Source organism: Mesorhizobium sp. CU3, from assembly GCF_006442965.1.
In the GTDB taxonomy this organism is placed as follows: domain Bacteria; phylum Pseudomonadota; class Alphaproteobacteria; order Rhizobiales; family Rhizobiaceae; genus Mesorhizobium.
This window is the reverse complement of sequence record NZ_VFWX01000001.1, coordinates 148365-170181: the sequence shown is the minus strand read 5'-3', so window position 1 is coordinate 170181 and position 21817 is coordinate 148365. Positions and strand designations below refer to the sequence as shown.

Genomic DNA, 21817 nt, shown 5'->3' with positions numbered 1-21817 from the left:
TATGTATGTCTGGGGGCGCATGGCGCGCACGATGGCCACGGCGTCGAGCCGTGGCCCTTATCTTGTCGGCGACGAGAGCCGGCTGGCCTTCCGCTGCCTGCCGATCGACATCGATTTCAACCTGCATCTCAACAATGCGCGCTACATGATGCTGGCCGATCTCGGCCGCATCGACATCTTCCTGCGCATCGGCCTCATCGCATTGGCGCGCAAAAAGGGTTGGGCACCGATGATCGGCGGGCTGCAAGTCGCCTATGTGCGCGAGATCAGGCTGTGGCGGCGCTTCGAGGTGGCGTCGTCGATCGAGACCTGGGAAGGCACTTCCGTCATCGGCAGGCATCGCTTCGTCCTCGACAATGGCGAGACGGCGGCGCTGATCATGACCACCGGCGGCGTCTATGACCGCGGCAACCGCCGCTTCCTCGACATCGACGAGGTCGTCGCGGCGCTTGGCCACTCCGCCACGCCGCGCCCGCCGACAGAGGCCGAACGGGCGTTCATGCTCTCGCACCGCAACCTGCGCGAACTGGCCAAGGCGGCCTGACAATCAAGCCGATTCACTGGCAGGCTGCTTCAATGCTCGGCGCGGAAGGTTTTGTCCAGATCGACTGCGTCGCCGAAGCCAGGACGGCTCGATCACGCGCATCCGGTACGGCTGCGTCAGGCTGATACGCCAAGCAGAAAATCGGTCACCTCGTCGGAAAAGATCTGCAGCCCATCATCGAAGGCGACGGCGGCCCGCCTGCCTTGGGGGGCCGGCCGTCCGGTCGGCATCCCATACGCTACAAGCGCCTCGGCGCAACCCAACCAATCGCCCTCCGGTTCGGGCTCATTGACCGATGCCCAGCCCAGCGTTCCGCGCACATCGCCGCCGAAGCCGTGCCGCTCGCGCCAGTCGGCGCCGTGCTTCAGCAGGAAGCTGGTGAGGTCGACATCGCCGCGAAACACGGCGTGGTTTAGCGCCGAGGCATCCCAGTCGCCGCCGCGAACGGCGATCGGCCAACCCATTGCGACCATCACCTTCACTGCGTCGCCGCAGCCCTCCGCTGCAAGCTCCGGCAGCAACCGCAACTGCTGCTCCGACAGCGAGGCCGGCAGGTCGGGCCGGCGGGTCTTGATCGCTTGCGCCGTCGCCCTTTCGGCGGCCGCGCAGGCGGCGACGAATTGTTCCTCGTCGGGAAGCGGGTCGTCGTCTCCGACCTGGCGCAGCAGCACGGCGACATCCGGCAGGCCGAAGCGCAGCGCGACCTGATAGGCGCTCAGGCCCTCGGGCGTCCGCGCCGAAGGGTCGGCGCCGGCCGCTAGCAGCGCTTCGATATGCGCCGGCGAGCGCCGCCGGCGGATCGCCCACAGCAGCGGCCTGCCCCAATCGGCGGTCGGCTGGCTGCCGGCCGGTTCGTTGGGATCGGCGTCAGGCGCCGCAAGCAGCAGCTTCAATGCCTCCGCGCTGTCGAGATCGAGAACCCGGTAGAGTGCGTTGGACCCGGTGACACGAGCGCCGGCTGCGAGCAGCAGCCGTGTGCAGGCCGGGTTCTCGAGCGAATGGTAGAGCGACTCGCCGTCATTCGGATCAGCGCCAGCGTCGAGCAGCAGTTTCGTCATCACCGGATCATGGTTCTGGCCGGCCGCTCCATAGAGCGCCGAGAGTGGGTATTCGTCCGAAGGTTTTTCCAGCGATGCCGGCGGCCAGCGGCTGCCGGCCGCCTGGTTGGGATCGGCGCCAGCGTCCAGCAGCAATTTTGCCGAGGCGTGAAGCGCGCCGCTAAAGCGCGGCAGCCGCACCAGGCTCGAATGGGTCACCGCGACCAGCGGCGGCAGGTTGAGCGGCCCGCCAGGGCGGTTGACCCAGCCGGCATCGCGGCTGGTCGCCTCCCGCAACATTGCCGAGTCGCCGACCGCGCAGGCCAGATACGCGTCGCCCTGGATCAGCTCGGGATGTTCTTCGATCATGCGCGCGGCGGCATCCGGGCTCGCCCGGTTGGTGCTGCCGCTAATGTCTCCGGCATAGACGAGCCCGGCCCAGTTGCGCATCGCGGAGGCGCGGTCGGCGCCGTAGGCACGCCGCGCGGCAACGAAACTGCTCAGATCGCGCCAGGACGGAAATCCGTACTCGCGCGCCAGGCAGGATTGCGCGTCATGCAGGCGCAGGCCGAGCGCCGCGATCGCCTTGTCGTCTTTGCCCGCCGCCGATGGCAGCCCTTCGCGAAAGCGCGCGAGCGCATCCGGCGCGCCGCGCCTGTAGGCGGCGAGCAGTTCCTTGGCCTGCTTCTTCAGAAGCTCGAGATCGGGACGATTGGGGAGTTGTCTCATGAAAACCTCCGTGCGTTCTTCGCCGAAGGTCCGCAAATCCGGCTGCACAAAGGTTTGGCTGTCAGCTCATCGATGCAAGTGGGTTCAACCCTTCCCGCGGACCCGGATGCGGCCTGCACCGCGCGCGGACGATAAGATCAATCCGCCGCCAAGGTCAATCCGGATGCTGGCTTGATCACGCTTTCGAGAGCATGGCGGCGTCGGCTTCATTGCGATGGGTGCGGATGTTAAATTAGCAATTGCTAACAAAAGAGCTGGAGGGAGCGACTATCATGCGCATGATGCTGAAAATCACCGTTCCAACCGTGGAAGGCAACAAGGCGCTCAAGGACGGCAGCATGGGCAAGTTCATCGAACACAGCCTGTCCGAGCTGAAACCGGAGGCGGCCTATTTCACCGCCGAGAAGGGGCAGCGCACAGCCTATCTGTTCGTCGACGTCAAGGACAGTTCCGACATGCCCTATTATGGCGAGCGCTTCTTCCTCGCCTTCAATGCCGCCGTGGATTTCGTGCCGGTCATGAATGCCGAGGAACTGAAGAAGGGCCTGCCCAGGGCGCTGGCCGGGATCGGATAGGCCCCACGCCGGGGCGCTAATTTTACGAACGGCTGCGTCATGAGCCGCCGGACGCCGGTGGACAATGGGACGGTCGCGCGCTAGACAGGCAGAGGCATTTTTTCCTGTTTCGAAGGAGCGCGGCATTGCTCTCACACGACCGCGTATGGGCCGCCATCGATGCTCTCGCCGAACGCTATTCGCTGTCGGCCTCGGGCCTCGCAAGGCGCGCCGGGCTTGACTCGACCGCCTTCAACAAATCGAAGCGTCTGTCCTCCGATGGCCGGCCGCGCTGGCCGTCCACCGAATCGCTGGCCAAGATCATCGAGGCTACCGGCGCCTCGCTGGAGGAGTTCACCGGGCTGGTCGAGGGACGCGGCTCCCTGTTGGCCCAACAGCGCAGCGCCGTGCCCCTGCTCGGTTTCGCCCAGGCCGGCGCCGGCGGCTTCTTCGACGATGCCGGTTACCCGGCAGGGCAGGGCTGGGACCTTGTCGAGCTTCCCGCGCGGGCGACCGAGACGTCCTATGCGCTGCAGGTGCAGGGCGATTCCATGCTGCCGCTCTACCGCAACGGCGACGTGCTGATCGTCGAGCCCGGAGCGCCAACCAGGAAAGGCGACCGTGTCGTCGTCAAGACGACGGCCGGCGAGGTGATGGCCAAGGTGCTCGACCGCCAGACGGTGAAATCGATCGTTCTGGTGTCGCTCAATCCCGCCCATCCGGATCGAGATATCCCGGCGCGCGAGATCGAATGGGTGGCGCGCATCGTCTGGGCAAGCCAGTAGGTCCGGACCGGTGCGCTTTCTTCAACTCACCCTGGCGGTGCTGGCGGTCCCGGTTATGGCCGCACTTGTGGTGGCCGGGGGGCGCACGCTGAAAGGTCACGAGAGCGTCGTCACGGTCGATCAGATCGATCCGGTTGCCGACACGCTCGCCGGTGGCGATACGGCTCCCGTTTCCGGAGCCGACACCCCGCCGCATGAGTCGGCCACCTCGGCCATATCGGAGCCGCAGCCGCAGAAGCCGGCTGTGCATTCCCGTGCGATCGACCCCGAAATGGTGGCCCCGCCGGACCTCCCGGAGGATGAACTGCAGCGCGTCGAGCCGCGCGCGCCGCTCAGCGATCTGGCGCTGGCCGGCCCGCCCAAGCCGCCCAAGACCAGGATGCCGGGCGACTGGAACGGCACCAAGCTGTTCCAGCCCGTCGCCACCGCCGCCGGTCTGATCGAGGCGAAGGGCTACGCGGTCGCCATCACCGGTATCGATGTCGTCAAGGCGGACGAAACCTGCGGCGACGAAGGCAAGGACTGGGCCTGCGGCGCGCGCGCCAGGACGGCGTTCCGCGCTTTCCTGCGCGGCCGTGCCGTCGCCTGCAAGCTGCCGCCGGAAGGCGGGCGCGACACCATTTCCGCCGAGTGCCATGTCGGCAATCTGGACGTCGGCCAGTGGCTGGTCGAAAACGGCTGGGCGCGCGCCGCCGAGGGCGGTCCCTATGTCGAGGCCGAGAACAAGGCCCGCACGGCAAAGAAGGGCATTTTCGGATCGGCGCCCAACCTTGGCGGCCTGTCGGCGCTGCCGGCAGCACCGCAACCGGCGCCGGTCGCGCCGGACTCCATCCTGCCGGCTGACGACGGCGCCGTTACGCCGCCAGCTGACCAGCCAGCGCCCGCTCAATGAGCGCGCGCGTCTCGGCGATGCCGTAGAGCGCCGCGAAGGAGCCGAAGCGCGGTCCGCGCTCCTGGCCGATCAGCACCTGGTAGATCATCTGGAAGAAGGCGACCGACACGCCGGGCCCGCCTTCCGGGCTCTGCTTGGAATGGTCCTGGTAGCGCTCGATACGGCGCGCGACGTTGAGCGCCGCGTTCTGGATCGCTTCGCCGTCGGCGCCCTGCGGCAATGCGCCGAGCGCGTCCGAAAGCTTGGCCAACGCCTCGCGCTCGACCTCGTCGGCGGCGCGGAAAACCTTGGTCGGCTTCACGAAGTCGTCGAAATAGCGGATGGCGTAGCCGGTCAGCCGGTCGAGCTCCGGATGCGTCTTCGGCGTCACGCCCGGCGCATGGCGCGAGATGAAACCCCACAGCACCGACTTGTCATGCGCGTTGGAGGCGCTGACCAGATTGAGCAGCAGCGCGAAAGGCACCGGCAGGTCGATTGCCGATGGATTGCCGTCATGCATGTGCCAGACCGGATTGCCGAGCCGCTCCTTCCAGTCCTGCCGCGGGTAGGCGCCGAGGAAGGCGTAATATTCGTCCACCGCCTTCGGGATGACGTCGAAATAGAGTTTCTTCGCCTGCCGCGGCCGCTGGTACATATAGAGGCCGAGGCTCTCGGTCGGCGCATAGGTCAGCCATTCGTCGATGGTCAAACCATTGCCTTTCGACTTCGAGATCTTCTGGCCCTCCTCGTCGAGGAACAGCTCATAGACGAAATGCTCCGGCGCGCGGCCGCCGAGGATGTTGCAGATCCGGTCGTAGATCCCGGCATTGGTCTGGTGGTCCTTGCCGAACATCTCGAAATCGACGCCGAGTGCTGCCCAGCGCATGCCGAAATCCGGCTTCCACTGCAGCTTCACATGCCCGCCGGTGACTGGCAGCGTCGTCTCGGTGCCTTCGTCGTCGAAGGTGATGGTGCCGGCCTTGGCGTCGACCTTTTTCATCGGCACATAGAGCACGCGGCCGCTTTTCGGGGAGATCGGCAGGAACGGGCTGTAGGTCGCCTGACGCTCCGGCCCGAGCGTCGGCAGCATCACCGCCATGATCTGGTCATAGCGCTCGGCGGCGCGCAACAGCACTTCGTCGAAGCGGCCGGACTTGTAGTATTGGGTCGCGCTGGCGAACTCGTAGTCGAAGCCGAACGTGTCGAGGAAGCGGCACAGCATCGCGTTGTTGTGGTCGGCGAAGCTCGCATAGTCGCCGCCGAACGGATTGGGCACCGCGGTCAGCGGCATATGCAGATAGGGCTCCAGCGCGGCGCGGTCCGGCACGTTTTCCGGGATCTTGCGCATGCCGTCCATGTCGTCGGAGAAGCACAGAAGCTTGGTCTTGACCTTGTCCTGCGTCAGCACGCGGAAGGCGTGGCGCACCATCGTCGTGCGCGCCACCTCGCCGAACGTGCCGATATGCGGCAGGCCGGACGGGCCGTAGCCGGTCTCGAACAGCACGGTTTCAGGGAAATCCTTGCCCTTGTAGCGCGCGACGATCTTTTTGGCTTCCTCGAACGGCCACGCCTTGCTCTCGGCCGCCGCCGCAAGCATCTCGGGATTGAGATCGATGATGTTTGATCCCGTCATGTCGAAGTTCCAGTCATGTGCCGTCTTTGCGGCGGATAAGGATTTGTCGACCGGTCTCTAGGCGCGCGAGACCGGAGCGTCAACGATTTGCGGCGGTTTTCCTTGCGATGCCACAATGGCCTTCCTACTTTCGAGGCCCATTACCAAGGAGTTTTGAATGCCTTTGCTGACGCCGCATGAAGCCTTGATCCACCTGATGGTGATCACCTCGGCCTCCGATCGCGACATGACCGATGTCGAGCTGGCGCGGATCGGCGACGTCGTCCGCACGTGGCCGGTCTTCGTCGATTTCAACCGGGACCGGCTGGTTGAGGTGGCGCAGGCCTGCCAGAAGGCGCTGCACGACAAGGATGGGCTGGATGGGGTGCTGGCAAACATTGCCGCATCGCTGCCCGAGCGGCTGGGTGACACGGCCTATGCCGCTGCCTTCGAAGTCGCCGCCGTCGATCTCGAAATGCGCATGGAGGAGGTCAGGGTGTTGCAGCTCATCCGCCTCAAGCTCGATCTCGACACGCTGACCGTCGCGGCGATCGCCCGCGCGGCCAAGGCGCGCCTGCGCACGCTGACCTAAAAGAAGCTCACCGGGAAATAGCGCAGGTAGAATTCGGCGAAAGTGCCCTTGATCGAGATCTCCTGCAGCGCGTAGTCGAAGGCCGCTGCCAGCGCCGTATCGCCTTTGCGCGTGGCGATCGCCATGCCCGAGCCCAGATATTCCGGCGCCAGATAGGGGCCGCCGGCGAAGCGGCAGCAGCCGGCCGCGTCCGAGCCGCCCAGCCAGAAGGCGAAGCGCATGCCGTCGCCGAAGGCGGCGTCTACCTTGCCGGCCTTGAGGTCGGCATAGAGATCCTCGGGCTTGTCGAAGGGCACGACCTGGAGGGTGCCGAAATAGTCGCGCAGCATCTTCTCATGCGCCGAGCCGGCGACGACGCCGACCCGCTTGCTGCGCAACTTGTCGAGGATCGGTTCGGCGAAGGCCTTCGCCTTCGGCATGATGAAGCGCGCCGGAAACTGCAGATAGGAGCGCGAGAAGGCATATTTCTCCCGGCTCTCCGGGGTCGCGGCGATGCCTGCGATGATCGCTTCGCCTTCGCCTTTATCGAGCGCGGCGTCCAGCTCGTTCCACGGCAGCGCCTGGATCTGGCACTTTTCGACGATGTCGAGCTCGGCGCAGATCGCCCGCGCCAGATCGATGTGGAAACCCGACAGCCGCCCCGAGCCGTCGAGGAAGTTGAAGGGCGGAAAATCGGTTGTGGTGAGGAATCTGAGACGCGGCAGCGCCGAGAGGTCGGGCTTGGGCAGCCTCTCCTTGGCGTCCCACAGCACCGGCACCTGCGGTTCGGCGGCCCGAGTCGCGCCGGCAAACGGCAGTGCGCCGGCCAAGAGCGACAGCATGGTCAGAACTATCCACCGGATTGTCACTTGAGGCTCCGCCAATCCCTGCCGCACGGTTTTTCGTATGAAAATGATGCCGGCACAACGGTTTTTGATTTCATCCGGCCAAATTGAGCGTATGATTTGTAAAGTTTGCAGGTGATTTCGCTTGCGCCGGGAGGGGGAAGCTTACCGGCGCATGAACGGCCTGCAATCCGGGGTTGATGGCGAAGGGCGGTTCGGTCATCTACCATCGGTAACGAGAAAAACAAGCAACATGGGGTAGATGTTGCGATGGGCATGTTCGACAGAACGCTGGAATACATCGATCAATTGCAACAAGCGGGCACCGCGGCCGCGGTGTGCGAGCGCTTGCTGGGTATCACCTCCAATTTCGGTCTAACGGCGCTGATGGCTGGGACCGTGCCGCAACCGGGCACGCCGCGCGGCCAGCAGAAACAACATGTGCTGCTGTGCGACTGGCCGGGCGACTGGCTGGAGCGCTACGTGGCGCGCAACTATGTCGACCACGATCCGGTCGTCAGCCACATGAAGCAGTTGCAGGCGCCGTTCCAGTGGCGAGAAGCGTCCCAGCACATCGTCATCGACAAGGACAGCGACGAGGTGATGGGCGACGCGCGCGAGTTCAAACTGCGCGACGGACTGGCATTCCCGCTGGTCACGCTCGACGGCCAGATCGTCATGGTTTCGCTCGGCGGCGAATCCGTCGAATTGTCGGACGCGGAATTCGGCATGGTTTCGCTAGCGTCGACCTATGCCATCGGCCGCGCCATGCAGCTGCACACTAAGGCCGACAAGCTTATCGATCACATAGAATTGACGGCTCGCGAGCGGGAATGCCTGCAATGGGCAGCTGTCGGCAAGTCCGAATGGGAGATATCTCAAATTTTAGGCATCTCGGAACATACTTCCGAGAAACATCTTCTTAACGCCAAGAGCAAACTGGGCGCGGCCAACCGCGTGCAAGCTGTCGCGGAGGCCATTAGGCGCGGCTATATTAGCTAGGTCGGCCGTGCCGACCTAGAAATTCTTGCCTGCGCGTTCGCGCAATATTTTAAGGGACATCACGGCCGTATCTTCCTCTAAGCCCAGGAGACGGCTAATGCTTTTTGCCCTTACCACTCAGGAACTTATGGAACGTCCCGACCTCTGGGAGGCCGTTCATCGGCTGCGCTACAGGATCTTCGTCGAGGAGATGGGATGGACCGATCTCGATCGTCCGGACCAGCTCGAGATCGATCAGTTCGACCATGACGAGGCCGAACATCACCTCGTCATCCGCAATGGCGAGCTTGCCGGCTACCAGCGCATGCTGCCGACGACGCGGCCGCATCTTCTGAGCGACGTGCTGTTCGACCTCTGCGAGGGGCCGTCCCCCTCGGGACCGAATGTCTGGGAACTGACCCGCTACGCGGTGGCCCCCGGCTTTCGTGACGGCAAACGCGGCGTCTCGACGGTCGGTACCGAACTTATCGCCGGCTTCGTCGAATGGGGGCTGAAGCGCAACGTCAACCAGGTGATCATCGAGTTCGAGCCGATGTGGGTGCTGCGGGCTCTGCAGCTGCATTTCCTGGCCAAGCCCCTCGGCTACCAGCGCACTTACGGCAACCAGCAGGTCGTGGCGACGCTGCTCACCTTCACCGAGCATACGCTCGATATCGTGCGCCAGCGCCGCAACCACCATCTGCCGGTGTTGACCCGGGGTTATCCCGGTCAGCTCGGCTTGAAGCAAGCATCGTGATGGAGGCGGCCATGAGCTTTCATCCCGAACCCGAACTGCGCGGCCACACGCTGGTCGTCACGGTGTCCTCGCATGACGGAAGGCCGGTGCTCGACCGGCACGCCTATGCGAGCCTTGCCATGACCTTGCACGACGCAGCCGTCAACGACGAGGTCCGCGTCGTCATGCTTCGCGGCCTTGCCGGCTGCTTCTGCCTCGGCGGCGATTTCTCGGAGTTCCTCGACGCCACCAAGCACCGGGAACTGATCGCCGCCGTCACCGACATGTTCCGCATGCTGGCGACCTTCCCCAAGCCGGTGCTTGCCTGCGTCGACGGCGATGCCGTCGGCGTCGGCTGCACCATACTGTTCCACTGCGACATGGTGATCGCTTCCAGGGGCAGCACCTTCAGGGTGCCGTTCGTCGATTTCGGCCTGGTGCCGGACGCGGCGACCAGCATCCTGGCGCCCCAGAAGCTCGGCTATGCCGGCGCCTTCCGCTTCTTCTGCCTGGGCGACACGCTCGGCGTAGACGATGCCAAGGCGCTCGGGCTGGTGGGCGAGATCGTGACGGAAGGCAGCGCGGAGGAGGCGACCTTGGCGAGAGCGAAGCATCTCGCCAAGAAGCCGGTCGCCGCATTGCTGCAGACACGCAGCCTGCTCAAGGGCGACACTGACGTGCTGTGCGACCGCATCGACCATGAGATCACGCTGTTCCAGCAGGCGCTTCAGGACGACACGACCTTGAAGCGGCTGCAGCGGATCGCCCGCCTGGCGGCCTGATCGCCCGGCAATGAAAAACTCAGCGCCGCGCAAGCCGGAAGGCGCGCGGCGCTGTAATATTTCTAATCCTTCAAGAAATCCGGCCCTTCGCCGATGATCTTCTTGTCGGGCTTGCCGATGACGTCGAGGTCGCGTCCATCGTAAGGCAGCGACAAAAGGATGCGCTGGATCACAGCTAGCCGGGCTCGTCGCTTGTCGTTGGCGCGCACGATGATCCACGGTGCGAATTCCTTGTGGGTGCGCTCAACCATCTGGTCGCGCGCCTTGGTGTAGTCGTCCCACTTGTTGATGCCGGCGATGTCGATCGGCGAGAACTTCCAACTCTTCAGCGGCGACCAGCGGCGGTCATGGAACCGCTCGAGCTGCGTTTCGCGGCCGATGTTGAGCCAGAACTTGAAGAAATGGATGCCCTCATTGACGATCATGCGCTCGAAATGCGGCGTTTCGTCGAGGAATTTCTCATGCTGCTCCGGCGTGCAGAAGCCCATGACCGGCTCGACGCCGGCGCGGTTGTACCAAGACCGATCGAAGGTGACGAACTCGCCCGAGGTCGGGAAATGATCGACATAGCGCTGGTAGTACCATTGCCCGGTCTCGGTCGGCGTCGGCTTGGTCAGCGCTACGTTGCGCGCGGTGCGCGGGTTCATGAATTGCCGCAGCACGAAGATCGTGCCGCCCTTACCGGCGGCGTCACGGCCCTCGAAAAGCGCCATCAGCCGGCCGCCGGTCTTCTGCAGCCAGGCTTGCGCCTTGACCAGCTCGATCTGCAGGTGCTCGAGCTCCTTCTCGTAGTCCTCGCTCTTCATCTTCTTGTCGTAAGGATAGCCGCCGGCGGTCAGCTTGTTGTCATCGATCCAGTCTGGCAGCACCGGATCGTCGATGTCGAAGGCGCGTTCCTTGCCGCCGATCTTGATCTTGATCGGTCCCGTGGCCGGCGCCGCCTCCGCCGTTTGCTTGGCATTTTTCATCCAGACGAACCTTTCCAGTTTGCGGACTCATGCTATGGAGCCTCTGCAGCGACATGCGCCCTTTCGGAAGCAAAGTCGCCGTAGCATTTTGATTTTGCGCATGAACTCCTGCGAAAATCGATCCTGATTTTCAGGGGCCTGTGCGCCGGGCCTGTCCAGTCTATCGCTGGCCAGCCGACGGGATGCGGGGTATGGCAGAGGCGAGCGCGGAACAAAACGGCACAGGGCAGGCCCTGGCGGCGCGGCTATGGCGCAGCCGCTGGCTGCTGGCCATCGGCGCCGTTGCGATCCTTGGCGTGTATTTTTTTGCGGGCGCCTCGATCTATGTGCCGCTGCTGGCGCTCGCCGTGCTGGCCGCCGTCACGATGCTTCCCGTCGATGCCGAACGTCAGTCGGCCAATGACGCCGCCGCGATCGAGGCGAGCGGGCTGCAGCGGCTCTCCGGCGAATATCTGGCGGCAGCCGTCGCCGACCCCCTGATCATCTTCGACCAGTCGGCCAATATCGTTCACGCCAATGCCGCCGCCTTCGCGGCCTTTGGCGGTCTGGCGCCGGGCATGTCGCTGTCACTCAAGTTCCGCGCTCCGGAAATGCAGGCGCTGCTCGACGGCATCTTGGCGGGAGAGGTGGCTTCTGACGCCGTCGACTACACCGAAAAGCTGCCGGTGGAGCGGACATATCGGGTCAGCGCCTCCACGGTCGGCCATGCCACCGGCCTTTACGTGCTGGTGTTCAAGGATCAGAGCGAGACGCGCCGCATCGACCGCATGCGCGCCGACTTCATCGCCAATGCCAGCCACGAATTGCGCACGCCGCTCGCCTCGATCGCCGGCTTCATCGAGACCTTGCGCGGGCCGGCCCGCAACGATCCGGCGGCGCGCGACCAGTTCCTGCAGATCATGCAGAATCAGACCGGCCGCATGGCGCGCCTGATCGACGACCTGCTTTCGCTGTCGCGGCTGGAGATGAAACCTTATCTGCGGCCCGGCACCGAGGTGGACCTTCGCCAGACCATCGACAGCGTCATCGACTCGCTTGCGCCGCTGGCCAATGAGAACGGCGTCGTCATCGAGCGCGATTTCGCCGACGGGCCGCTTGTCGTTCCCGGCGACCGCGACGAACTGTTCCAGGTTTTCGAGAACCTTCTGGAAAACGCCTGCAAATATGGCCAGTCGGGCGGGCATGTCACCGTCTCGATTGCCGGCGGCGAGGGCGGCCGGGAGGAGGGTGTCGACGTCACTATCAGGGATTTCGGTCCGGGCATTGCCGAAGAGCATATCCCGCGCATCACCGAACGGTTCTACCGCGTCGATGTCGAGAGCAGCCGCACCCAGAAAGGCACGGGCCTTGGCCTTTCCATCGTCAAGCATATATTGACCCGTCATAATGCAAGATTGTCGATCAGGTCGGAAGTCGGCAAGGGTGCGGCGTTTACGGTTCATTTGCCGGCTCGCTGATCCTGTATGGGTTACCAACCGGCATTTTCGTCTTTCTGTCATGCGGTTCGCGTATCAGCGACGGATTGAGGAAACGAACAAGCCGGTGCGAACCGGGAAGGCATGTCCATGCAGTCCGTGCACATCATGAGTGCCTATGACGAGGAACTGAAGTTCCTCTCCAAACGCATCGCCGCAATGGGCGGGCATGCCGAACGAATGGTGGAGCAGGCGGTTGCCGCTCTGGTCAACGCCGACCATGGCCTTGCCCAGAAGGTCATCCAGGACGATCTCGTCCTCGACGAGGGACAGCGCGAGATCGACGACAGGGCGATCGTCATCATCGCCAGGCGCCAGCCGATGGCGACGGATCTGCGCGAGATCGTCGGCGCCATCCGCATCTCGGCCGACATCGAGCGCGTCGGCGATCTCGGCAAGAATGTCGCCAAGCGCGTCGCCTCTGTCGACGGCCGCCAGCCCAACAGCCTGTTCCGCGGCCTCGAGGCGCTGGCCAATCTGGCGCTGACGCAGCTCAAGGAAGTGCTCGACGTCTACGCTTCGCGCTCGGTCGACAGGATCGGCTTCGTGCGCGATCGCGACGACCAGATCGACGCCATGTACACCTCGCTGTTCCGCGAGCTGTTGACCTACATGATGGAAGATCCGCGCAACATCACCCCCTGCACGCATCTTCTGTTCTGCGCCAAGAACATCGAGCGCATCGGCGACCATGCGACCAACATCGCCGAGACCATCTATTACATCGTCACCGGCGACCAGATGCCGGCCGATCGGCCGAAAAGCGACAAGACCGACAAGGTCGTGCTCCCCGGCATGGCGCCGGTTAAGTGAACAGGCGCCTCTCGAACGGCTTTCTAATTTAGGTTAAGCTCTTCCAGACACAGCGATTTGTCAGTCGCAGTCTCGGGAGGTTTGCGATGGAACAAGTTCGGAACCTGACCCCGGCTCCGCAGCCGACATCGGGCATCATCGCTTCGAGCGTCTATGCCGGCGGCAAACGCGTCGCCGATATCCCGGTCGAAGAGGCCGGCGAATGGGCGGCCAAGCCCGGCCATGTCGTCTGGATCGGCCTGCTCGAGCCCGACCGCAATCTTTTGCTCAGGGTCCAGGCGCAATTCCATCTGCATGACCTAGCGATCGAGGACGCCGAACATCCGCATGCCCGCCCCAAGATCGAGCAATATGGCGATGCGCTGTTCATAGTCGCGCGCACCGCGCAGTTGATCGACGGCCGCGTCACCTTCGGCGAGACGCATCTCTTCGTTGGCACCGGCTACATCGTCAGCGTCCGCCACGGCCCGTCGACCTCCTATGCCGCCGTGCGCCAGCACTGGGAAAGCTGCCCGCATTCGCTGGCCAAGGGCGAGGATTTCGTCCTGTACGCTATCCTCGATTTCATCGTCGACAATTACATGCCGGTGCTGGAGCAGATCGAGGACGAGGTCGAGGCGATCGAGGACAAGGTGCTTTTGAAGCCTATGACCGGCGCCGACATCGAGCGGTTGTATATGCTGCGGCGCGACCTTCTCAGGCTGCGCAACGCCGCGCTGCCGCTGGTCGAGGTCTGCCGACGGCTCACCAGTGCCGAGCTGCCGCAAATCCACTCTGCCATGCATCCGCTGTTCCGCGACGTGACCGACCACATCCGCACCGTGCAGGAAAAGATCGACAGTTTGCGCGAGGTTCTGGCCTTTGCCTTCGAAGCCAGCCTGCTTGTCGGCCAGAGCCAGGAAACGGCGATCTCCAAGAAGCTCGCCTCATGGGCCGCCATTTTGGCGGTGCCGACGGCGCTCGCCGGCATCTACGGCATGAATTTCGACAATATGCCGGAGCTGAAACTGCCGTATGGCTATCCGATGGTGCTGGTGGCGATCGCGATGGTCTGTTCGTTCTTGTACTGGCGGTTCAAGAAGAATGGATGGCTGTGAGTAGGTGAGTAGTGAATAGTCAGTAGTGATTAGTGAGGATGGTAGGCATCCTCGTTGACTATTGACTACTGACTCACCCCGCTCAGCGTGCCCTGCGCCGCTCCGCCGCCGGCTGGAACGCCACGCGCGAGTGGTATTTGCAATACGGCCCGGTCTCGGCGGACTCGGTGCCGCAGAAGCTGAAATCTTCCGACAGCGGGTCGCCGTTCGGCCATTTGCAGGTGCGCTCGGTCAGCTCGACGAGCTGCAGGTTGCGCGAGATCGGCACGACGACGTTCTCGACTGGGCGGATGTAGTGGCGCGCCACCGGCTCGGCGTCGAACTGCACCTGCAGCGCGGTGGCGCCGACCGTCACATGGCGTGTCGCGCTCGCGGCGCGGGCCACCGATTTCTGCATCGAGGCGCCCTGCACCGTCTTTTTCTGCCGTGCCGGGGCGGCGGTTGCGCGGCCGCGGCCCGACAGTTTCAGGCGATGCACCTTGCCGATGACGGCGTTGCGGCTCACTCCGCCAAGCTGCGCGGCGATCTGGCTTGCGCTCAGACCCTCCGACCACAGTTTCCTGAGAAGTTCTACCCGCTCGTCAGTCCAGTTCATGAGACCGCGCTCCTATGAAGCGTGCGGCAGTCAGAATCCGTCCCCGACCCGGCTCTCGCCGGGCAAACAACACCACATATACCGGGTGATTTAGGTCCGCCGCACGAAATCTAGTTATTTCTCGACTACAAATACCTTATGCGCTGACTCGGTGACAAGAGTCCCCAGGGCAACACGATTCGGTTTTTTCGGTTTTCCCCAACTTGCCGGTCCACTGATGAGCCGGCGTGGCGTCGGAGGCTTGCCGCGCGCTTCTGCGCGACGTTTTCGTTGACTTCATGGCCGAAAAACATGATAAGCCGCAAAGGCCGCCGCATTGGCGGCTTTTTTGATTTCCGGTACCGGAGACGCATATAATGAGCGGTTCGGCGCTTTACGAGACCTTTGCTCGCGCACCCCTGGCCTTCGACCACGGGGAGGGGACCTGGCTGGTCACCGACAAGGGCGAGCGATATCTCGATTTCGCCGGCGGCATCGCGGTCAATTCGCTGGGCCACAGCCACCCGCACCTGGTTGCCGCGCTGACCGAGCAGGCCGCCAAGCTCTGGCACGTCTCCAATCTCTATGAGATCCCCGAGCAGCGCCGGCTGGGCGAGCGGCTGGTCGACGCCACCTTCGCCGACAAGGTGTTCTTCACCAATTCCGGCGCCGAGGCGCTGGAATGCGCGATCAAGACGGCCAGGCGCTATCACTTCGTCAAGGATCATCCCGAGCGTTTCCGCATCATCACGTTCGAGGGCGCCTTCCACGGCCGCACGCTTGCGACGATCGCCGCCGGTGGCCAGTACAAATATCTCGAAGGCTTCGGCCCGAAGGTCGAGGGCTTCGACCAGGTCGGCTATGACGACATCGACGCCGCCGAAAAAGCGATCACGCCGGAGACGGCGGCGATCCTGATCGAGCCGGTGCAGGGCGAGGGCGGCATCCGCCCGGTGCCGACGCAATCCTTGAAGCGCCTGCGCCAGCTTTGCGACCAGCACGGCCTGCTGTTGATCTTCGACGAGGTCCAGTGCGGCATCGGCCGCACAGGCAAGCTGTTTGCGCATGAATGGACCGGTGTGGCGCCCGACATCATGGCGATCGCCAAAGGCATCGGCGGCGGCTTCCCGATGGGCGCCTGCCTCGCCACCGATGAGGCGGCAACAGGCATGACCGCCGGCGTGCACGGCACCACCTTCGGCGGCAACCCGCTGGCGATGGCGGTCGGCAATGCCGTGCTCGACGTGGTGCTGGCCGACGGCTTCCTCGAAGACGTGCAGCGCAAGGCGCTGCTCCTGAAGCAGGGTTTGGCCGGGGTCGCCGACGAATTCCCCGAGGTCATCGAGGGCATAAGGGGAACCGGCCTGATGCTGGGCCTCAAATGTGCCATGCCCAACACCAAGGTCAACATGGCGCTGCGCGACCAGCATCTGCTGGCGGTGCCAGCCGGCGACAACGTCATCCGCCTCCTGCCGCCGCTCACCGTCACCGACGAGGAGATCGGCGATGCGCTGCAGCGCATCCGAGGCGGCGCCAAGGGCCTGACCGACGCGATCGCGGCCGAAGCCGCCAAGTAATTTCTGGAACCCGCCGATGAGTGTCCGCCACTTCACCGATCTATCCGCCGTTTCCGCCGGCGACCTGCGCGTCATGCTGGACGACGCGGTGGCACGAAAGACCAGGCTGAAGGCCGGCGAGCGCTCGAAACCGCTCGACGGCAAGGTGCTGGCGATGATCTTCGACAAGCCGTCGACCCGCACCCGCGTCTCCTTCGATGTCGGCATGCGCCAACTCGGCGGCGAGACCATCATGCTGACCGGCACCGAGATGCAGCTCGGCCGCTCCGAAACCATCGCCGACACGGCGAAAGTACTGTCGCGCTATGTCGACGCCATCATGATCCGCACCACCTCGCATGACCGGCTGCTCGAACTGACCGAGAACGCCACCGTTCCGGTCATCAACGGCCTGACCGACGACACCCATCCGTGCCAGCTGATGGCCGACATCATGACCTATGAGGAGCATCGCGGCCCGGTTGCCGGCAAGACCTTCGCCTGGACCGGCGACGGCAACAACGTGCTGCATTCGCTGCTCGAAGCCTCGGCGCGCTTCCGCTTCAACGTGAATGTCGCGGTGCCGGAAGGCAGCGAGCCGTTCGAGAAGTATGTCGACTGGTCGAAAGCCCATGGCGGCAAGGTTCGGTTTTCCAGGTCTGCTGAGGAGGCCGTCGACCAAGCCGACTGCGTCGTCACCGACAGCTGGGTGTCGATGGGCCAGGAGCATCGCGCCCGCGGCCACAACGTCTTCCTGCCCTATCAGGTCAACGCGGCGCTGATGTCCAAGGCCAAGTCGGACGCGTTGTTCATGCACTGCCTGCCGGCGCATCGCGGCGAGGAGGTCACCGACGAGGTGATCGACGGACCGCATTCGGTGGTCTTCGACGAGGCCGAGAACCGGCTGCACGCCCAGAAGGCGGTGCTGGCATGGTGCCTGGGCGCTTAGTCCCACACGACTCAAGGGGATATGTCGACTTGATCCCGGGATATGTGATGCCTATTTGCGGGCCATCACGTAAATTGAACGCGCTTCGACGCATGCGGCTCACAGGGCGGCATGGCTGCGCCCCGGAGTATTGTCATGTTGGAAACCCAGACTTTGGCTGAACACAAACCTCAACTCGGTGAATTCGGCTTCGCCGGCGACGATCATGTCGTGCCTTACGAGGTCGCGCCGCTCGACGTGCGCGGCCGCACCGTGCAGCTCGGGCCGATGCTCGACGCTATTTTGAGCCGCCACAATTATCCCGAGCCGGTCGCGCGCCTGCTGGCGGAAGCCTGCGTGCTCACCGTGCTTCTCGGCACCTCGCTGAAGTTCGAGGGCAAGTTCATCCTGCAGACCCGCACTGACGGTCCGGTCGACATGTTGGTGGCCGATTTCACCACCCCGCATGCGCTACGCGCCTATGCGCGCTTCGACGCCGACCGGCTGCAGGCGCTGACCGCCGCCGGCGAGACCTCGCAGCAGACGCTGCTCGGCAACGGCGTGCTGGCGCTGACCATCGATCAGGGCGCGCATACGCAGCGCTATCAGGGCATTGTCCAGCTCGACGGCACCTCGCTGGAGGACGCCGCGCGCACCTATTTCCGCCAGTCGGAGCAGATACCGACCGAGATCAAGATGTCGGTCGCCAAGCTGGTCACGCCCGGCCCGGCCGGCGCGCGCGAGCAGTGGCGCGCCGGCGGCATCCTGGCGCAGTTCCTGCCGCAGGCGCCGGAGCGCATGCGCGTTCCCGATATTTCGGGCGGCGATGGCGACGATCGCGAGCTGACGGACCAGCCGGCCGACAATAGCTGGCAGGAACTTTTGGCGCTGCTCGGCACCATCGAGCCGACGGAATTGATCGACCCGACCGTCGGCGCTGAGCGGCTGCTCTATCGCCTGTTCCACGAGCACGGCGTGCGCGTCTTCCGCAGCGTGCCGGTCGACGACCAGTGCTCCTGCTCGCGCGACAAGATCCACGGCATTCTCGCAGGCTTTTCGGCCGAGGAGATCAAGGATTCGACCGAGGACGGCGGCATCCACGTCGCCTGCGAATTCTGCTCCACGCAATACGACTTCGATCCGGCCGAGTTCGCGAAGTAAGCCCTTTTTCCTTCTCCCCGTTCCACCGGGAGAAGGTGCCCGAAGGGCGGATGAGGGGCGGCGCCAACGTTGGCGGTCATAGCGCCGCGCTGGCGAAGCGGTCGTCGAGCTCCATCGGAATCTCGGGAAGCCGGCGCTGCCCCTCATTGTCCTGCCGGACATTTCTCCCCGTGAAACGGGGAGAAAGACGCTGTCGCCTAATTCACTGTCCGCCTTGTCCCTGGCAGGTCGAGCGAGAACGCCGGAATGGCGACGTCGAACGTCTCGCCACGGCCGTTGCGCATCGTGTAGTGGCCGACCATGATCCCCGATGGTGTCGAGAGCGGGCAGCCTGATGTATACTGATAGCTGTCGCCGGGGTTGAGTTCCGGCTGGTCGCCGACGACGCCAGCGCCGCGCACTTCCTCGACGCGGCCCTGGCCGTCGGTGATGTGCCAGTAGCGCGACAACAACTGCACGAAATCGTCGGAGCGATTGTCGATCGTCACCTGATAGCCCCAGACATACCGGTTCTCGGCAGGATCGGAGCGATCTTCCAGGTAGAACGGCCTTACCAGCACTTCGATATTGCGCGTCACGGCGCGATACATGAACGACTCCGGCACTGAGGGCACGAAATATTGTCGCCGACCGCGCCTTTATCAATGAAAAGCGAGCCGACCCGCCAACCTTAAGCGCAGGTGCCGAAAAACAATGTCATTTAAGTGACACATGACAATGTTGGTGTGCACAAACCTGCCGGGCGACTCGGGCGCTCAATTTCAGGAAAAGTGTCGGGAGTGACCGGATTTCGATGGAACTCACGATCGCAGCGGCCTTCGCCTCGTCAGCCCTTGTTCTGTCCAACCTGACCAGCATCGCGCTGGCGGCCTCGCGGCTGAAGCCGAGGCGCGTCATTCCGCCGCCTGCCGGCCCGCGGCCGCCGGTTTCGATCGTCGTTCCCGCGCGCGGCGTCGAGCCTTTCACCGAACAAACCCTGCAGCGCGCCTTCTCGCTCGACTGGCCGCGTTATGAGCTGGTCTTCTGCGTCGCCCATGCCGAAGACCCGGTGGTCAGACTCATCGACGCGGCGATCGTGCGCAACCCGAAAGTCCCGGCGCGCCTCCTGATCGGCGACGACCGCATCAGCGCCAATCCGAAACTGAACAACTGCGTCAAGGGTTGGCAGGCGGCCAGGCATGATTGGGTCATCCTCGCCGATTCCAACGTGCTGATGCCGATGGACTATATCCAGCACCTGATGGCGGCATGGCGGCGGGATACCGGTCTGGTCTGCTCGACGCCGACCGGCTCGCTTCCGGACGGTTTCTGGGCCGAGGTCGAATGCGCTTTCCTCAATACGCTGCAGGCGCGCTGGCAATATGCCGGCGAGGCGCTCGGCCTGGGTTTTGCTCAGGGCAAGAGCATGCTGTGGAACAAGCCGATGCTCGACGCCAATGGCGGCATCCAGGCCTTGGCCGCCGAGATCGCCGAGGACGCCGCCGCCACAAAGCTGGTCAACGGGCTGGGGCTCAAGGTCAATCTCGTCGCCTCGCCTTTCGAGCAGCCGCTCGGACAACGCACGTTCGCTGAAATCTGGTCGCGCCAGACGCGCTGGGCGCGGCTGCGCCGCGTCACCTTCCCAATGTTCTTCGCGCCGGAGATCCTGACCGGCGCTGCGATGCCGCTGCTTCTTGGGCTGATCACCGCCGCACTGGCCGGCATCAGCCTGCCGACCACGGCGCTCTGCGTGCTTGCGGCTGCCTATCTGCCGGAATGCCTGCTGGCGTGGTCGAAAGGCTGGTACATGTCGCCGCGCAGCATCACCGCGATGCTCGTGCGCGACGCCATGCTGCCCGCCATCTGGGCGCGCGCCTGGTTCGGCGGCTCGGTCGAATGGCGCGGCAATGCCATGACCATCCGCACCCGTGAGATGACGGAACTCGAGGAGATCGCCTGAGCCGTCTCGAGCGATCTGGTCCGCCCGCGAGCTTACTTGGCGGCCTTCAGCGCCTGTTCGATGTCCTCTAGGAGGTCGTCCGCATCCTCCAGCCCCACCGACAGCCTGAGCGTGCCCGGCCCGATGCCGAGCTCGGCCCGCGCCTCGTCGCTGAGGTTCTTGTGCGTCGTCGTCGCCGGATGGGTGATCAGGCTCTTGGCGTCGCCGAGATTGTTGGAGATCAGCACGATGTCGAGCGCGTTCTGCAAGGCGAAGGCCGCCTGCTTGCCGCCCTTGACGTCGAGGCAGATCAGCGTCGAGCCGCCGGACATCTGCTTCTTGACGATATCGGCCTGCGGATGGTCGGCGCGGCCGGGATAGATGACGCGCGCGATCTCCGGCCGTCCGGCGAGGAAGTCGGCGATCTTGCCGGCGCTCTCCGTCTGCTGGCGCACGCGCAGCGGCAGCGTCTCCAGCCCCTTGAGCAGCGTCCAGGCATTGAAGGGCGAGAGGCTAGGCCCGGTGTGGCGGAAATAGTCGTGCAGGTTCTCGTCGATCCACTTCTTGTCCGACAGGATGACGCCGCCGAGGCAACGGCCCTGGCCGTCGATATGCTTGGTCGCCGAATAGACCACGATGTGGGCGCCGAGCTGAAGCGGCTTCTGCTGCAGCGGCGTGGCGAAGACATTGTCGACGATGACGCGCGCGCCGATCGAATTCGCGAGCTTGGCGACGGCGGCGATGTCGACCACCTCCAGCGTCGGATTGGTCGGGCTTTCGAGGAAGAACAGCTTGGTGTTCTTCTTCACCGCCTTTTCCCAATTGGCGATGTCGGTGCCGTCGACCAGCGTCGCCTCGATGCCGTAGCGCGGCGCCAGCGTCTCGACCACCCAGCGGCAGGAGCCGAACAGCGCGCGCGCCGCCACGATATGGTCGCCGGCCTTGACGCTGCACAAAAGAGCGGCCGAGACCGCGGCCATGCCGGACGCGGTGGCGCGCGCGTCTTCGGCGCCTTCCAGCGCGCACATGCGCTTTTCGAACATGTCGACGGTCGGATTGGCGTAGCGCGAATAGATGAAGCCGGGCTCCTCGCCCTTGAAGCGGGCTTCCGCGGCCTGGGCGGTCTCGTAGACATAGCCTTGTGTGAGATACATTGCTTCGGCGGTCTCGCCGAAACCGGAACGCAGCGTTCCGCCATGCACGAGTGCCGTTTGAGGCTTCCAGTTACGCTTCTTGGTCATCGCTCTACTTCCAGACACAAAAAAACCGGCCGCGAACAG

The 21817-nt window shown here is 64.2% G+C and carries 22 protein-coding genes; 15 read left to right on the top strand and 7 right to left on the bottom strand.

Annotation, left to right across the window (positions count from 1 at the left end; genetic code table 11):
• Position 1 precedes the first annotated feature (1 nt).
• On the top strand, positions 2-544 hold the full coding sequence (locus FJ988_RS00840) for a thioesterase family protein (RefSeq protein ID WP_140814802.1): 543 nt from the start codon (positions 2-4) through the stop codon (positions 542-544).
• A gap of 116 nt (positions 545-660) precedes the next feature.
• Here the strand turns inward: FJ988_RS00840 and FJ988_RS00835 are convergent, their stop codons facing one another.
• Complete coding sequence (locus FJ988_RS00835) at positions 661-2310, bottom strand: ankyrin repeat domain-containing protein (RefSeq protein WP_140814801.1); 1650 nt, start codon at positions 2308-2310, stop codon at positions 661-663.
• A 272-nt stretch (positions 2311-2582) separates the two neighbouring features.
• Here FJ988_RS00835 and FJ988_RS00830 point away from each other — a divergent pair, with 272 nt between their 5' ends.
• The 3 genes from FJ988_RS00830 (at position 2583) to FJ988_RS00820 (ending at position 4541) form a co-directional block, all read left to right on the top strand.
• The gene (locus tag FJ988_RS00830) at positions 2583-2885 is read left to right on the top strand and encodes a hypothetical protein (RefSeq protein WP_140814799.1); all 303 of its coding nucleotides are present in this window, start codon (positions 2583-2585) and stop codon (positions 2883-2885) included.
• A 125-nt stretch (positions 2886-3010) separates the two neighbouring features.
• A complete protein-coding gene (locus FJ988_RS00825) occupies positions 3011-3649 on the top strand; it encodes a helix-turn-helix transcriptional regulator (RefSeq protein ID WP_140814797.1) in 639 nt (212 codons plus the stop codon).
• A gap of 10 nt (positions 3650-3659) precedes the next feature.
• Entirely contained in the window at positions 3660-4541 is an 882-nt protein-coding gene (locus tag FJ988_RS00820) for a thermonuclease family protein (protein ID WP_246688401.1), read from the top strand.
• Here the strand turns inward: FJ988_RS00820 and FJ988_RS00815 are convergent.
• Positions 4504-6153: a lysine--tRNA ligase gene (locus FJ988_RS00815; RefSeq protein ID WP_140814796.1), complete on the bottom strand. Its 1650-nt coding sequence runs from the start codon at positions 6151-6153 to the stop codon at positions 4504-4506. The two genes, FJ988_RS00820 and FJ988_RS00815, sit on opposite strands and share 38 nt — an antisense overlap.
• A 157-nt stretch (positions 6154-6310) precedes the next feature.
• Here FJ988_RS00815 and FJ988_RS00810 point away from each other — a divergent pair, with 157 nt between their 5' ends.
• A complete protein-coding gene (locus tag FJ988_RS00810) occupies positions 6311-6724 on the top strand; it encodes a tellurite resistance TerB family protein (RefSeq protein ID WP_140814794.1) in 414 nt (137 codons plus the stop codon).
• Here the strand turns inward: FJ988_RS00810 and FJ988_RS00805 are convergent.
• Entirely contained in the window at positions 6721-7545 is an 825-nt protein-coding gene (locus FJ988_RS00805) for a transporter substrate-binding domain-containing protein (protein WP_140814793.1), read from the bottom strand. The two genes, FJ988_RS00810 and FJ988_RS00805, sit on opposite strands and share 4 nt — an antisense overlap.
• A gap of 273 nt (positions 7546-7818) precedes the next feature.
• Here FJ988_RS00805 and FJ988_RS00800 point away from each other — a divergent pair, with 273 nt between their 5' ends.
• The 3 genes from FJ988_RS00800 (at position 7819) to FJ988_RS00790 (ending at position 10047) form a co-directional block, all read left to right on the top strand.
• Positions 7819-8550, top strand: coding sequence for a LuxR family transcriptional regulator (locus tag FJ988_RS00800; protein WP_140814791.1), 732 nt, complete (start codon positions 7819-7821; stop codon positions 8548-8550).
• A gap of 97 nt (positions 8551-8647) precedes the next feature.
• Positions 8648-9286 (top strand): acyl-homoserine-lactone synthase, encoded by a 639-nt coding sequence (locus tag FJ988_RS00795; RefSeq protein WP_140814789.1) that lies wholly within the window; start codon positions 8648-8650, stop codon positions 9284-9286.
• A gap of 11 nt (positions 9287-9297) precedes the next feature.
• The gene (locus FJ988_RS00790; RefSeq protein WP_140814787.1) at positions 9298-10047 is read left to right on the top strand and encodes an enoyl-CoA hydratase-related protein; all 750 of its coding nucleotides are present in this window, start codon (positions 9298-9300) and stop codon (positions 10045-10047) included.
• Positions 10048-10109: 62 nt separating this feature from the next.
• Here FJ988_RS00790 and ppk2 read toward each other — a convergent pair whose 3' ends face one another.
• Positions 10110-11015 carry a polyphosphate kinase 2 gene (ppk2, locus tag FJ988_RS00785; protein WP_140814785.1) on the bottom strand — a complete coding sequence of 302 codons (906 nt, stop codon included), beginning with the start codon at positions 11013-11015 and terminating at the stop codon, positions 10110-10112.
• A gap of 191 nt (positions 11016-11206) precedes the next feature.
• Between ppk2 and FJ988_RS00780 the strand changes: the two genes are divergently transcribed.
• The 3 genes from FJ988_RS00780 (at position 11207) to FJ988_RS00770 (ending at position 14400) form a co-directional block, all read left to right on the top strand.
• Positions 11207-12472, top strand: a complete 1266-nt coding sequence (locus tag FJ988_RS00780) for a cell wall metabolism sensor histidine kinase WalK (RefSeq protein WP_181183384.1) — start codon at positions 11207-11209, stop codon at positions 12470-12472.
• 108 nt (positions 12473-12580) lie between these two features.
• A complete protein-coding gene (phoU, locus tag FJ988_RS00775; RefSeq protein ID WP_140815320.1) occupies positions 12581-13303 on the top strand; it encodes a phosphate signaling complex protein PhoU in 723 nt (240 codons plus the stop codon).
• 86 nt (positions 13304-13389) lie between these two features.
• Positions 13390-14400, top strand: coding sequence for a magnesium and cobalt transport protein CorA (locus FJ988_RS00770; protein ID WP_140814782.1), 1011 nt, complete (start codon positions 13390-13392; stop codon positions 14398-14400).
• 82 nt (positions 14401-14482) lie between these two features.
• Here the strand turns inward: FJ988_RS00770 and FJ988_RS00765 are convergent, their stop codons facing one another.
• Positions 14483-14995: a GcrA family cell cycle regulator gene (locus FJ988_RS00765; RefSeq protein WP_140814780.1), complete on the bottom strand. Its 513-nt coding sequence runs from the start codon at positions 14993-14995 to the stop codon at positions 14483-14485.
• A 356-nt stretch (positions 14996-15351) separates the two neighbouring features.
• On the opposite strand from FJ988_RS00765, the gene FJ988_RS00760 reads away from it, so the two are divergent.
• The 3 genes from FJ988_RS00760 to FJ988_RS00750 all read left to right on the top strand — a co-directional run bounded on the left by FJ988_RS00760 (position 15352) and on the right by FJ988_RS00750 (position 18619).
• Positions 15352-16551, top strand: a complete 1200-nt coding sequence (locus FJ988_RS00760) for an aspartate aminotransferase family protein (protein WP_140814779.1) — start codon at positions 15352-15354, stop codon at positions 16549-16551.
• Positions 16552-16567: 16 nt separating this feature from the next.
• Positions 16568-17479 (top strand): ornithine carbamoyltransferase, encoded by a 912-nt coding sequence (gene argF / locus FJ988_RS00755; protein WP_140814777.1) that lies wholly within the window; start codon positions 16568-16570, stop codon positions 17477-17479.
• 111 nt (positions 17480-17590) lie between these two features.
• A complete protein-coding gene (locus FJ988_RS00750) occupies positions 17591-18619 on the top strand; it encodes an Hsp33 family molecular chaperone (RefSeq protein ID WP_140814775.1) in 1029 nt (342 codons plus the stop codon).
• A gap of 197 nt (positions 18620-18816) precedes the next feature.
• Here the strand turns inward: FJ988_RS00750 and apaG are convergent, their stop codons facing one another.
• A complete protein-coding gene (gene apaG / locus FJ988_RS00745; protein ID WP_140814773.1) occupies positions 18817-19209 on the bottom strand; it encodes a Co2+/Mg2+ efflux protein ApaG in 393 nt (130 codons plus the stop codon).
• Between the two features lie 203 nt (positions 19210-19412).
• Here apaG and FJ988_RS00740 point away from each other — a divergent pair, with 203 nt between their 5' ends.
• Positions 19413-20558: a ceramide glucosyltransferase gene (locus FJ988_RS00740; RefSeq protein WP_140814771.1), complete on the top strand. Its 1146-nt coding sequence runs from the start codon at positions 19413-19415 to the stop codon at positions 20556-20558.
• A gap of 32 nt (positions 20559-20590) precedes the next feature.
• Here the strand turns inward: FJ988_RS00740 and FJ988_RS00735 are convergent, their stop codons facing one another.
• On the bottom strand, positions 20591-21778 hold the full coding sequence (locus FJ988_RS00735; protein ID WP_140814769.1) for an O-succinylhomoserine sulfhydrylase: 1188 nt from the start codon (positions 21776-21778) through the stop codon (positions 20591-20593).
• Positions 21779-21817: the final 39 nt, after the last annotated feature.